The 13,208-nt window shown below is 42.0% G+C and carries 10 protein-coding genes; 5 read left to right on the top strand and 5 right to left on the bottom strand.

Going from position 1 to position 13,208, the window contains the following annotated elements:
- Positions 1-559: 559 nt before the first annotated feature.
- Both ACSLUR_RS01835 and ACSLUR_RS01830 read left to right on the top strand, forming a co-directional pair.
- A complete protein-coding gene (locus ACSLUR_RS01835) occupies positions 560-1,273 on the top strand; it encodes a winged helix-turn-helix domain-containing protein (RefSeq protein ID WP_448551284.1) in 714 nt (237 codons plus the stop codon).
- A gap of 8 nt (positions 1,274-1,281) precedes the next feature.
- Positions 1,282-2,820: a sensor histidine kinase gene (locus ACSLUR_RS01830; RefSeq protein WP_448552963.1), complete on the top strand. Its 1,539-nt coding sequence runs from the start codon at positions 1,282-1,284 to the stop codon at positions 2,818-2,820.
- Between the two features lie 102 nt (positions 2,821-2,922).
- On the opposite strand, the gene ACSLUR_RS01825 is transcribed toward ACSLUR_RS01830, so the two are convergent.
- The 5 genes from ACSLUR_RS01825 to ACSLUR_RS01805 form a co-directional block, all read right to left on the bottom strand.
- Positions 2,923-5,490 (bottom strand): EAL domain-containing protein, encoded by a 2,568-nt coding sequence (locus tag ACSLUR_RS01825; protein ID WP_448551282.1) that lies wholly within the window; start codon positions 5,488-5,490, stop codon positions 2,923-2,925.
- Between the two features lie 123 nt (positions 5,491-5,613).
- Entirely contained in the window at positions 5,614-7,143 is a 1,530-nt protein-coding gene (locus ACSLUR_RS01820; protein WP_448551280.1) for a methyl-accepting chemotaxis protein, read from the bottom strand.
- Positions 7,144-7,554: 411 nt separating this feature from the next.
- Positions 7,555-8,409 carry an alpha/beta hydrolase family protein gene (locus ACSLUR_RS01815; protein WP_448551278.1) on the bottom strand — a complete coding sequence of 285 codons (855 nt, stop codon included), beginning with the start codon at positions 8,407-8,409 and terminating at the stop codon, positions 7,555-7,557.
- A gap of 66 nt (positions 8,410-8,475) precedes the next feature.
- Positions 8,476-8,793, bottom strand: a complete 318-nt coding sequence (locus ACSLUR_RS01810; protein ID WP_448551276.1) for a hypothetical protein — start codon at positions 8,791-8,793, stop codon at positions 8,476-8,478.
- Between the two features lie 151 nt (positions 8,794-8,944).
- Positions 8,945-9,295 carry an EF-hand domain-containing protein gene (locus tag ACSLUR_RS01805; RefSeq protein ID WP_448551274.1) on the bottom strand — a complete coding sequence of 117 codons (351 nt, stop codon included), beginning with the start codon at positions 9,293-9,295 and terminating at the stop codon, positions 8,945-8,947.
- A gap of 420 nt (positions 9,296-9,715) precedes the next feature.
- On the opposite strand from ACSLUR_RS01805, the gene ACSLUR_RS01800 reads away from it, so the two are divergent.
- Genes ACSLUR_RS01800 through ACSLUR_RS01790 form a run of 3 tightly spaced genes read left to right on the top strand, consistent with a single transcriptional unit; the run spans position 9,716 to position 13,201 of the window.
- The gene (locus ACSLUR_RS01800; protein ID WP_448551272.1) at positions 9,716-11,188 is read left to right on the top strand and encodes a sensor histidine kinase; all 1,473 of its coding nucleotides are present in this window, start codon (positions 9,716-9,718) and stop codon (positions 11,186-11,188) included.
- A 1-nt stretch (position 11,189) separates the two neighbouring features.
- Positions 11,190-11,783, top strand: a complete 594-nt coding sequence (locus tag ACSLUR_RS01795; protein ID WP_448551270.1) for a hypothetical protein — start codon at positions 11,190-11,192, stop codon at positions 11,781-11,783.
- On the top strand, positions 11,783-13,201 hold the full coding sequence (locus ACSLUR_RS01790; RefSeq protein ID WP_448551268.1) for a sigma 54-interacting transcriptional regulator: 1,419 nt from the start codon (positions 11,783-11,785) through the stop codon (positions 13,199-13,201). The genes ACSLUR_RS01795 and ACSLUR_RS01790 overlap by 1 nt, the downstream gene beginning before the upstream one ends.
- The last annotated feature ends 7 nt before the right edge of the window (positions 13,202-13,208 follow it).

Raw genomic sequence — 13,208 nt, 5'->3', positions numbered from 1 at the left:
CACTTTGCAATGGCGACGCAATATCTATCAATCATGCTGTAATGGTCCAAGGTGCTAGCTAGGTGCTTGCTGTTTGAGCAAACGTAACTGCCTGGCCGCTAATTCGTTTGCTTCATTTAGCTTTATTTAATCGACTAGCTAGACCTTGTTTTAACCTTTAAGTTGTATAAATACAGAAGTGCTCGCGCTGTGGTGATCGAGATGACGATCACACTTTCAATTAGTGCGCTAATCGACCTGCAGATTAGCGCGCTTTTGCCTATCTTTTAATTTATTTAAAAACAATTAAATAAGACTGAATAAAAATGTGATGTTATCCGGTCATGAATTATTAGCTCTATCATCGATAGTGACGGGAAGCTTTGTTTTCGGCCTTTTCCGTCACTGCCACTTAGGTGTTGTAAGTGCTGATGATAGTTAAAAAATTGGTTCTAATTCAGGATATTTATGAGCTTTTATAAAGTTTTCTGAGCTTTTTCTGAATTAGGGTCGAATGTTAGTTTTCTTATAACACAAACAGAATAGGCAGTTGGCAATAGCCAACTGGTGGCCAGGGATTATGACTGACAAAATTTTGATCATTGAAGACGAACAAGATATTGCTGAGCTAGTTGCTGTTCATATGCATGAACTTGGTTTAACACCTGACAAATGTCACACCGGAAAACTAGGCTTAGCTGAAGCATTAAGCCAAGACTATGAATTAGTTATTCTCGACGTGATGTTGCCCGATATGAGCGGTTTGGATATTTGCCGACAATTACGCGAAGCCAAGCCATTGCAAGCTATCATGATGCTTACGTCGCGCAGCTCTGAAACAGATCGGGTGCTGGGCTTAGAGCTTGGTGCTGACGACTATATGGCAAAACCTTTTAGCGTGCGGGAACTGCAAGCGCGAGTCAGAGCACAATTAAGGCGTGTGCATAGCCTGCAGAGTATAGCCATTCCAACTCAAGCCAAGGCCGTCACATGTATTGGCAACCTAACGGTAGATCACCAGTGTCACAAAGTGACTTACCAAGACACGGCTATCGACTTAACTTCCACAGAATTCGAATTATTGAGCTTTTTAGGCAAGCATCCTGATCAAGTGTTTTCGCGTAGCCAATTACTTGATTCAGTGTGGGGTTATCACCACAGTGGCTACGAGCATACCGTGAATTCCCACATTAACCGCTTGCGCAACAAGCTGGAAAAAGATGTTACCCAGCCACAAATTATTCAAACCGTTTGGGGCGTAGGCTACAAACTCAACTCAGCAGGAGTGCATTGATGAAGGTTATCGCCAACTCTCTTTACCAACGGCTGGCGATTTCTGTCACCTTAACGTTTGCTTTATTGGGGTATTTATTTTTTTGGTGGAGTAGCTCACTTGCCCAGCATTCTCAATTTCAAGCTGAGCAAAAGCTTCACATTGAGCTCGCGGAACACTTAGCGCAAGACAACCCTCTGCTACAAGACGGCGTTTACGACAAACCAGCCCTTGAAAACCTGTTTCACACCTTAATGCTGCTTGGCCCGGCATTTGAGTTTTACTTCCTCGATCCGAGCGGAAAGATTCTGACCTACTCAGCTAAGCCCGACAAAATTAAACGCAAATCAGTCGACCTAACACCAATATCGCAGCTTATTGATGCCCCTCACCAAGTACCGATTTTTGGCGATGATCCACGGCACTTGTCGAGGAAAAAAATATTCTCGGCAGCACCTGTTTACAAGGGTGAAAAGCTTCAAGGCTATTTATACGTGATCATTGGCGGCGAAATTTATGATTCAACTTATGCAAAAGTAAAGTCTGATCAGCAATTGTTAGAACACTTGTCGCTACTCGGCGGCAGTTTACTGCTGTTGTTGATTTTATTGCTTATGCTGTTTCGCAGTTTCACTAGCCCTATTCGCCGGTTGGTACGCGATATCAATAACATTCGTGATGCCAACTTTGATCAGGAGAAAATTAGTTTAAATCACTGGCGCGCAAACTCGACGATAACAGTTGACCAAGCCGTAACTGAAGCTACTTATGACGAGTTCAAAGAGAGCACTAAGCAAAATGAAGTTGAGCAGCTCGGCGCTAATTTTGTCGCCATGGTGGAACAAATCAATAGCCAATTTCAGCAGCTTAAACACAACGACAAAATTCGTCGCGAACTGCTGGCTCATCTATCTCACGACTTGCGAACACCGTTGGCGGCGATGAAAGGCTATGTAGAAACCTTATCGCTTAAAAATGAAGAGCTGAACATTTCGCAGCGTCAGCAGTACATCAATACAGCACTGCGAAATGTTGAACAGCTCAAACTGCTCATCGATCAAATATTTGAGCTAGCTCACTTAGAAGATGGGCAAGTGTCAGTAAACAACGAGGCTTTCGCTGTTGGCGAATTACTGCATGACATCATTGCGAAATTTGCACTAAAAGCACAACAAAAGCATATCAATTTATCGCTATTACCCGACCACTGCGAGCGTGTAGTTTATTCTGACATAGCTAAACTTGAGCGTATTTTAACTAACCTTATTGAAAATGCGCTGCGTCATACGCCAGAAAACGGCAACATCAGTGTTCAAATCACACCAGTGAACGATAAGTTGAGAATTAGTGTGGTGGACACTGGCACAGGTATTCATCAAAAAGATTTAGCTTACATATTTGATGCCCGCTATCGCGCCAGTAACGCACAAGGAGAAAAGAACCGACATGCTGGCCTAGGCTTAGCCATTAGTAAACGTTTGAGTCAGCTACTTAATAGTGACTTAAGCGTGACCAGTGAGTTAGGCAAAGGCAGTGCTTTCTCACTGACGCTGGCGCAAGCTAGGTAGCATTAATATATGGGTAAGCGAGTTATTTAATTTTTGTAACAATAAGCCTGTATTAACTAGATACAGGCTTATTGCGCAAGCTTTAACATTAATATCAGCGTGTTACTGCGTCTCTTTGGCGGTTTTGGCAGCTTTGCCGAGCAAGGCAATACACTCATCAATTGGCACCGCAGGACTAAAATAGTAGCCTTGAATTTGATTACAGCCATAGTCTCGCAGGCAATTGAGTTGCTCTATGGTTTCAACGCCTTCGGCAATCACTTGCATATCTAATTTACCAGCAAGATCAATCAAGGTTTGTGTCAGCAAGCTTTGATTGCGTTCTATCAAAATATTATCCACAAACGACTTATCGATTTTCAAAATGTCGACTGGGTATTCAATCAGGTTACTAATGGATGAAAAGCCAGTGCAGAAGTCATCTAGCGCAATTTTAACACCTGTATCTTTAAGCTTAGCCAATGCCTCATTTACGTAATGATTCGATGACATAGCCACTGACTCTGTAATCTCAATAACAACTTTGTCAGCCGGAATAGCATACTTGGCTATGGCTTGCGTCACCAACGCCACTTGATCGTTGTCAGTACGAAATTCATTGATTGAGCGGTTAATGCTAAAACTAATGTGCTCATAACCTAGTTGGTGTAAGCGCCCTAAATCTTGGCAAGCACGCTCTAGCACAAATTGGCCCAACTTGGAAATTAAACCAAACTCTTCTGCGATGGGGATAAACTCTCCAGGGGAGACAAAACCAAATTGATCATCATGCCATCGTACTAAGGCTTCAAACTTTTCTATTTGCTGGGTTTTAGCGCAAATAATGGGTTGGTAATTAACCGTTAATGCATGTGCGGCTAGCGCGAGTTTTAGTTTGTCTCTTAATGCCAAGCGACGCAGGTACTGTTGCTGTAATTGCTGGTCATGAACGCCAATCGCGTGTTTATTTGAGCTTTCACGGTTACTGTTCGCTTTTGCCCGCTGCATTGCATGACTGGCATTTTTTAAAAGCTCAGTTGCGGTGGCATTGTTTTCACAACAAAGGCCTTGAGAAAACTCTGCCAAGCCAATGCTCACCTGTATTGATAGAGCAAGTTGTTTAAACTCAAAAGGCGCTGACAATAGCTGTTGAATTTGCTCAGCTTTCATTTTCGCTTGTTTGAGATCGCTATTGGGCAACAACAAGGTAAATTCATCGCCACTATAACGACAAATAAGGTCGTGATTGTCGTAGGCCTCTTGCAATCGCTTACCAACAGCGACCAACAAAAAGTCACCCATCACATGGCCGTAAATATCATTAATCTCTTGAAAACGGTTGATATCAAGGTACATCACCACAAAAGGCTGGTGAGACGCTTTACTGCGTTTGACCTGTGAATCGACACTTTCAATAAAAGCTCGACGATTAGCTAGTCCAGTTAACGGCTCTTTATCAGCATAAAAGCGCAAACGTCGCTCAGTTTCTTTCCATTCGCTAATATCACTAAATATAGCGACGTAGTTAGTAATCTCTCCGTGCTCGTCTTTTACGGCATTGAGCAATAACTCTTCTGGAAAAATTTCACCATTTTTTCGTTGGTTATAAATTTCACCGCGCCAAACTCCCTTTTCAACTAAGGTTTCCCACATATCTTGGTAAAAATCTGCGTCTTGTTTACCTGAGCTAAAAATAGCGGGGTCTTGGCCAATTAGCTCTGCTTCATCATAGCCAGTTAAATTTTCTAACGCTTTATTAACCCATACAATTTTGTTTTTACTATCAGAAATCATTACTGCTTCAGAAGCATTTTCTAGCACGGTATCAGCCAAACCCAGTCGCTTAATCAGTTGCTGCTGTTCAGTAATATCCTGAATGCTCAATTGCACAACGAGTTCATCGGTAAGGCTATCTGTTTTGGTTTCACCCAACACTTTTAGGTGTTTACTCTCGCCAGCAGGCGTCGTAATTTCAACTTCAATAGCAAAGCATTCAACATCGCCTTGTTCGATAGCCGCCAACTGTTCAGTTATTTTTTGATGATCTCTCGGTACAATTAGTGCTGCTAATTGTTTACGTGTAAGTTGCTGCTGCTCTGATAAACCAAAAAGTTGATAAGCATAATCACTAGCAAACACGGTATCAGCGCTTAAATGCCACTCAAGCGTACAAAGTTTTGCGAGCGATTCACCCAGTGACATATGTGAGATTAGCTGCTCATTTTCTACAGAATTTAATTCATATTTAAATTCGGCACCAATTAGGTAGCCAACTTCACGAAACCAAGCGCAATCACTTGGCGCCACATCAGTTGGACAATCAAACAAACAAACTAAAATACCAACTGGTTTATCGTTAAATGATCGAATCGTAACGGCAATATAGCTTTCAATTTTCCAGTCCTTTAGCGCATCATCATAGGGGAATATTTCCTGCACACCACTTGAGAACTTGCATGTTCCAAGCGATTCTTTGGCTTTAGCACAAGGAGTGCCAGCAAGTTGATAAACGAAGTTTTCCGCTTCTTTGCCATCGGCTAAATGCAATACGGTTCTTACTTGATCGTCATCGACAAATTTACCAATAAAGCAATGGCTAGGTTGTAGCTTTTCTTGAATACTATGCAACGCATGACGATACCGTCCTTGACTGGACTGGATGCCAAAAAACTGCGCTAGATCGTTAGTCATATATTAAAACCGGATAACAAAGGCCACTTAAAGTCGTAATGTGGTTGCAACCTCACCCTATAATGTGAAGTTGCGACATATTACCTAAACAGCCCTGTTGTTTATTGATTATAGGTCAATGAATTAATTAAACGTTGTTGTTAGCTCTTCAATGTCTTCAACATTGCTGAAAACATCAATACTGTTTTGCTCAACTTGTCGCACTATTTCATTACTGCGATGCGAGCTATCAGTAATAGTCTGAACACTTTCTCTAAGCTGCTCGGTAACGACACTTTGCTCTTCCGTCGCAGCGGCAATTTGCGAAGTAACATTGTCAAGTTCATGCATCATATGAATGACTTTATCCATCGCCTGTTTTGCTTGAACAGACTCCGAATTACATTGCTCTGCATTATCTTTACTGACCAACATTAAATTACTCCATGAGGTTAACGTCGCTTGTAACTCTTTCACTGAACCACGAATTTGCTCTGTCGCTCCTTGGGTACGACTTGCTAAGGTGCGCACTTCGTCAGCAACAACAGCAAAGCCACGTCCTTGCTCGCCAGCGCGCGCAGCTTCAATGGCAGCATTTAAAGCTAATAGATTTGTTTGGTCGGCAATACCTTCGATTTCCGCCATGACAGTCGATATCTCATCGGCATCACTCACTAATTTATGTGCCGTGCTTGCGGCATTATCAACTTCCCCAGCCAATGTACTGATTTTTGTTTGACTAGAGTTAACAATTTCAATGGCATCATCACATGTCGCTTGTACTTCACGGACTTTTTCGTAGGCATTAGCGGTATTCTGATTCACTTCTTCAAAGCTACCACTCATTTGCGTAATTGCCGCAGCTAATTGATCAAAGTGACCGCTTTGTTCCATGATGCGAGCAAACGCTTCACCGGTTGATGTTTGTAACTGCTCAGCAACACGCTTTAGCTTACGGCCTGAATCATTACCACGCCCCAACACGGTGCGAATTTTGGCTGATAATATTTGACGAGGATAATCAATAATACCGACACTTCCTTTACCGCTAATAATCAAACGCGTTGGGCTATCGTATAGGGCTTTTGATTCGGCCACATACCTAGGGAGGCGAATAAATTCTTCGGAAAAAATAACGACCAATATTGCTACCAGCAAAAAAGGTAAAAACGCTAGGCTCAAAGCGCCTGTCTGCCAGTAAAGTAGAACAGCAGTGAGCATTGTTACCACTCCAGCCAAGCTAAGTTTCAGTGGGCGATTTGCATGAAAGTCAGTCAGTGACTTTTCTTGATTAACAGCATCATAAAGTGCTTGAGCCTGATCTTTTTGTGCTTGGCTAGGTTTACAACGCACAGATTGATAACCAGTAACGACTCCGCCTTCGTAGAGTGGTGTGACAAAGGCATCTACCCAGTAATAATCGCCATTTTTACAGCGGTTTTTCACTAAACCACGCCAAGAGTCGCCGCGTTTTAGCTTTTCCCATAAGTCGCCAAAAGCCACTTTAGGCATATCTGGGTGACGAACAATATTGTGCGGCTGGCCAATTAACTCGTCTTCACTATAGCCAGCAATTTTACAGAACTCTTCATTGGCATATGTGATCACACCACGGGTATCCGTGATTGAAACCAGCTGCTCTGATTCTGGAAATAAAACTTCTACACCGCTCATAATATTTACCCCAATGATTACGCCTGATTTTTTATATAAAATTTGTAATTTATTTGTTTTTTATCAATAAACTCATCCATGAATCCGATCAAAATTTGATCATTATCAATAACTATAGAAATAGATGCAAGACCACTCAAATTCATAACTTTATTTGGGATATGCCTATCTTAAGCCGCTATACCAGTGGCTTAATGGCAAATTATTCCAAGCTAAGTAATTGCATGTATATGTAACAAGGTGTTACTGCACGCAATTTAGATAAATCAGAAAAGCAATAGAGTTGACCAAGCAGTCAAAATAATAACTTAGTCAAAATTAAATCAACGTAACTAATTGTAATCGTTGGTTTAAGTATAGAGGGAGCAATGATTAGCAAGTTCGCATAATTATCGAACAACTAGCGTACTACTATGAGCAATCAAAAATAGGCGTAATAAAAGCTGGCCACAGCGTCTGTGCATGCTTAGATCGAAAGAAACCAAAGTGACCAATCTGTTCAAGGTTTTGTTCTTTCGGTGAAATATATTGATGATTTTTTTCAGCTGTTTGATAAAAGCTATGCAGCTTATCAACACTGGCATAGTTAATCAGTTCGTCGTCCTGAAAAGCTAAGGCTGTAATCGGCAACGTTAACGCATGGTATTGTTCGCGCACTTGGTTACCCTCACAACCAACTAAGTAGTCTGGATTTAGACACCATTGCCGCCACTGGCGCATCACCCCATAAGGTAAATCACCAATGATACCGAGCTTTTTACCCGGAAAATAACCAACAAGACGAGTTGCAATCGGCACCACTAAAAACCACAACATTAACGAAACAGATTTAATTTTAATGTCTGATGTTTTCCAATAACCTGAACCCGAGGCTACCGTAATTAATTGTGTTACCTTGTGTCGATTGGGGATCATCGCAAAGACTTGCCCACCTAAACTATGGCCTAACCAATAGATAGGTTTTCCTTGCGCAAGTAACTCAGCTTTGTCGATCATGTAAACACAATCTTGCTGTACCCAATCAGAAATAGTTATCGAGACTTGTGCAAGCGGTTGTCGCAATGACTGCCCCATGCCACGGTAATCAAAAGTAAGTACCTCGAATCCTTGCTCTGCCAACCACTGAGCAAAGTCAAAATAAAACTTTTGCTCCACACCCATCGCAGCGGCAATGACCACCACACCGCGATCGGCTTTACTGGTTTGAAAATGGTATCCAACCAATGGATTATGACAACAAATTTCAACACTAAACCTTTGCTGCACAAGCTATTCCTCGCTTACTTTTTGCTCTAGCATATAAAACTGTACCTGCTTAAGCAATCAGCTTGTTTAAGCAATTTTACGGGCAGCTTTACCTATTTTTTTGACTACTTCTTGTCGGTTCGGTAACTGTGGCTCTGCGCCCAGGCGTAGCTCTTTTACCTCTAACATCTGACAGAATTTTTGGAAGGTGGCAATATCTTGCGCGGAAAAACCTTCTTCACCGGCGTGTAAACTACCGTCTAAAAACGCAAAGTCACCATTAACGTTTAGTTGGGCAATCGCCCTATATGGCTGTCCATAGCTATCAACTTTTAGAGCGCGTACTAACTTGATTTCAAAAATCCAGTCATCCATGCGCACACATCGTGAAATAGCTTCAGTCATCGTGCTACCTTATTGTCCTATGTTACTTATTTTAATAAGTTATGTGTTGTAAAAAAGCCGATTGCAGGTTGGGGGTACAATCGGCAAGATGGGAGAAAATACTCTTTATAAGTTATGCGGAAACGTTTAATACCAAACGGGTATAAACTGCCTAGAAGTTCTTTTTGACATCAACTTTGGCAAGAAAGCTCTTCAACTCTTCTTCGCTGATACCTTTATCTTCATTGCGATCAATTTTTTTGAACTGCTCTTTGAGTAGTTTATTCTTACTCATGCTCAGCTCTTGTTCGCTGATCACGCCATTGCTGTCGATATCAAGCGGGGCAAACAGCTTGTCATGCGACACCATATGGCCTGCTTTCACAGATTTTTCTTCCATTTGAGCCTTGGCCTTATCAAGCGCTGCTTTTTCTTTTGGATCTTCGTTAGCTTGTACCGTAATTGAACAAACAGCTACGGCAAATACCAATGCAGATACTTCAAGTAAGCTTATGTTTTTCATGATGTAATATCCTTGTTTCTATAATATCGCTGGTTTGAGGAGTCAGACGTTTCGCATGCAATAACAAATGTCTATGCTCCTTTAATAACCAGAATGCAGTTATCGCACCTGTGCTATTGCTCTTGTGCTCCTGTTCTATTGCACTTGCCGTACCAAGAAGGCAAACCATTGAAATATATAAATATTAACTATTTTCACAGTGCAGAATTGTTGTTTATCAACGACAGATATAAACAAGGAAATAACTAAACTTTGCAGGCTCCTTTACTCCAGAGGTTTTTATTTATATTTATCAAAACGTTAGCCAAACAAAGCGAATAACTCTTGCACTGTTGCCAAAAAGCAACACGCTTGTGTTTAGCAATTAAACACCTTTAAAGTGATAACAATCATATTCAATCTTTTAGAGCGAAAATCAGCATGACTAGCGATCTACCGCTGCTAGCACGAGTGCAACGAACGATTCGACAGTTGTCAATTAAGCACTTGGCAGTATTAGGTTTTTTTAGTGTTATTGGGCCTTTGTTTGCGGCTTTACTGTTTATTGCAGAGCAAACTAAGGCAGCATCAACCTTAGGTGTGCAATCGATATTGGCAGTGTCTACTTTGGTGGAGGCGAACCAAGATCTCAGTCAAACACTCACTAAAGCTGAGCGCTTTGCCAGCCAATACATCGTACTTAAAGAAATTGAATTATTAGACAGATTCACGGTTGAACACTTTAAAGCGGTCAATATTTTGGATAGCCAACTTGCCAAAATTAAAGATCCGAAACTCGACAGCAATATTGACGCACTTAATCAGCAATTAAGTTGGGTCGCTGAACGTTTACCCAGAGATCTAAATAATCTTGAAGAGGTCAGCCAGGCATTTCGCGATATAGCCCCCTTGAGCCAAGCACTAAGAGAACGCAGTGATCAGCTAATTCAGTTAAAAGCCCATGCCATTCGTGGACAAACAGAAAAAGTTGATAGCGTTATTTATCAAAGCCTAGTTATCGTGCCCATCAGTTTGCTGATTGCGGCGATTTTTGTTTATTTGATCAATCGACCACTGCGCCGGTTAACTCAGCAAATTGCGCACCTGACGCAAGATAATTTTGAGCATGCCTTTGCCTTAGGCGGTCCAAAAGAAATTAACAATATCGCCCGAGCATTAGAGACTATGCGGGTTCGATTAAGGGCGCTAGAACTGCAAAAATCATCGTTTATCCGCCATATTTCTCATGAATTAAAAACACCGCTAGCAGCAATTCGTGAAGGGAGTGCCTTGTTAAACGACAGCAGCTTAGGAGCATTAAATGCAGGCCAGCAAGAGGTCAGTGGCATTATCGTTAATAGCGTTATGCGCTTACAGCAGCTTATTGAAGACTTGTTAGCGTTTAACATTGTGCTTGATTCCACGAGTTTGCAAGACCGTCAGCTAACCAAAGTGTCAGATGTTATTGAAAACGTTGTCAGCCAACATAAACTCGCGCTGCAACGTAAAGCGTTAACAGTTGATTTAACGTTAGTTGATGTTCAACTCATGACTAATCAGAAACAGCTTACCGTGGTAGTTGAGAACCTCTTATCGAACGCAATCAAATACACACATCATGGCGATACCATCACAGTAGCGACTAAGCTAGATAAAGAGAAACTAATACTCTCAATTAGCGACAATGGGCCGGGTATGTCAGCACAAGAGATGGAACAAATATTTGATGCCTTTTATCAGGGCAAGTTGGCGAATACCAGTGAGATAGACAGCAGCGGACTTGGTCTTACCATAGTGCAAGAGTTAGTGATGCGTTTAAATGGCAAAATTACCGTAAATTCCAACCAAAGTGAGCACACTCACGGCAGCCAATTTGTCGTAAACTTACCGCGCCCTAGTGGGCAGGAGTCCTAGCATGAAGCGTATCAAAGTTGTTATTGGTCTATTTGCTATCAACTTATTAATAGGGTGCAGTCATTTAATCTTGCCCTCCTCGCCTACTTCTTCTCAACCGCAGGAATTACATTCAATAGATGCAAATGCTCGGATAAATACTATCGGTCAACTTAACTTGAGTGGCTATTATCAATGGCTAAAAGGTTTAGAGCCTGAACAACTGGCTAGTGAAGTGGCACTGCAACAGTCGCGCAAAGCAAAAGATAACCCAGATGCTGATTTATTCTTACTGTTACTGAGAAGTTTACCTAGCACTTCCATTCACAACCCATACACAGCGAAAGCTATGCTTAATCAAGGGGAGTTCAACCAATACATTTATGCCAATGTCAGCCCCGCTGATTTGGCCTTTGTCACAATGTTGCGCGATCAACTCAACCAACAACTTTTACTCATACAAGCGAATGAAAAAACGATTGAGCAAAGCCAACAAGAAATCGCCAAACTGACAATTAAGCTTGCCATGTATCAGCAAGCAAATACCTCGCTCAATGAAAAACTTGAACAACTTAAAGCTATTGAAGCTCAGCTCAACGCAAGAGAACATCAGTAATGTCTACTTCCCTATTCTCCAAAGAAAACGTCACAAAGAACACTACGGATAGCGCCACTGAGCATGCCCGAATTCTTGTTGTAGACGACGATCCTAGCTTGCTTAGATTGCTCAGTATTCGCTTAGCCGGTGCTGGCTATCAAATTGAAACTGCTGAGAACGCAAAGGTTGCGCTTGGTGTAATGACAAGCTTTCAGCCAGATATGGTGATTAGCGACTTAAAAATGGAAGGGATGGACGGTTTTGCGCTATTTGAGCAAATTCGCGCCCGTCATCCCCACTTACCCGTTGTCATCATGACCGCACACGGCACAATTCCCGATGCTATTAATGCGACGAAACAAGGGGTGTTTAGCTTTCTAACCAAACCCTTTGAGAGTAAACAATTATTAGATACGGTTGAACAAGCACTCAAATTGCAGCCTTTGCACGCCAATGACACAGCTGACGAAAACTGGCGTAAACGTATAATTTGCCGAAGCTCAAAAATGGCTCAACTACTGGTGCAATCGAAACAGGTGGCACAAAGCAATTTTAGTTTATTAATACACGGTCAAAGCGGTACAGGCAAAGAATTGCTCGCCAATGCCATTCATCAAGCCAGTAAGCGATCAAGCCAGCCATTTACCGCAATCAACTGCGCAGCAATCCCTGAAGCATTACTAGAGTCAGAACTCTTTGGCCATGTCAAAGGTGCATTTACAGGGGCAGATAAGCGCCACATTGGCCTGTTTGAAGCGTGCGATGGTGGCACTTTATTTCTCGATGAAATTGGCGATATGCCAATGAATTTTCAAGTTAAGTTGCTACGTGCGTTGCAAGAAAAAGAGATTCGCCCGGTCGGTAGCACGCAGTCAATTGCAGTTGATGTTCGGGTTATTTCAGCGACCCATAAAAATCTGCGCAAAGCGATACTCGAAGGTAAATTTAGAGAAGATCTTTATTATCGGCTTAATGTCGTCGAGCTCGAAATTCCGCCGTTAGCAGAGCGCCGTGAAGATATTCCGTTGCTCGCACAGCACTTTCTTCACAAGAGCAAAAACCAAACCGACAGTGTTAATGTCACTGGGTTTACCCAAGAAGCGATGGAGCTATTAATTACTGCCCCTTGGCCTGGCAATATTCGTCAATTGGAAAATGTTGTGGAACAAAGTATTGCACTTGCAACTGAGCCACTCATTAGCGAGCAATTAATTAGCAATGCACTGCGCAACAAACCCGGTGTACTGCCTTCTTTTGCACAGGCTAGAGAGCAATTTGAGCGCGACTATCTAGCCAAGTTACTGCGACTAACTAATGGCAATGTAACGCAAGCCGCTAGAATTGCTCAGCGCAATCGTAGCGAATTTTACAAGCTGTTAAATCGCCATCATTTAACACCTGAAGCTTTTCGTGATGCTAGTGACTTACACGAGTGATAATTAC

Source organism: Thalassotalea montiporae, assembly GCF_053485855.1.
The sequence above is the reverse complement of the archived record's forward strand: the minus strand, read 5'-3'. Positions and strand labels throughout refer to the sequence as shown.

What these genes read in the sequence shown, in the direction of transcription:
- ACSLUR_RS01835 (WP_448551284.1), top strand. Translation starts at nt 560, where the DNA reads ATGACTGACAAAATTTTGATCATTGAAGACGAACAAGATATTGCTGAG.
- ACSLUR_RS01800 (WP_448551272.1), top strand. Translation starts at nt 9,716, where the DNA reads ATGACTAGCGATCTACCGCTGCTAGCACGAGTGCAACGAACGATTCGA.
- ACSLUR_RS01825 (WP_448551282.1), bottom strand. Translation starts at nt 5,490, where the DNA reads ATGACTAACGATCTAGCGCAGTTTTTTGGCATCCAGTCCAGTCAAGGA.
- ACSLUR_RS01790 (WP_448551268.1), top strand. Translation starts at nt 11,783, where the DNA reads ATGTCTACTTCCCTATTCTCCAAAGAAAACGTCACAAAGAACACTACG.
- ACSLUR_RS01820 (WP_448551280.1), bottom strand. Translation starts at nt 7,143, where the DNA reads ATGAGCGGTGTAGAAGTTTTATTTCCAGAATCAGAGCAGCTGGTTTCA.
- ACSLUR_RS01795 (WP_448551270.1), top strand. Translation starts at nt 11,190, where the DNA reads ATGAAGCGTATCAAAGTTGTTATTGGTCTATTTGCTATCAACTTATTA.
- ACSLUR_RS01810 (WP_448551276.1), bottom strand. Translation starts at nt 8,793, where the DNA reads ATGACTGAAGCTATTTCACGATGTGTGCGCATGGATGACTGGATTTTT.
- ACSLUR_RS01805 (WP_448551274.1), bottom strand. Translation starts at nt 9,295, where the DNA reads ATGAAAAACATAAGCTTACTTGAAGTATCTGCATTGGTATTTGCCGTA.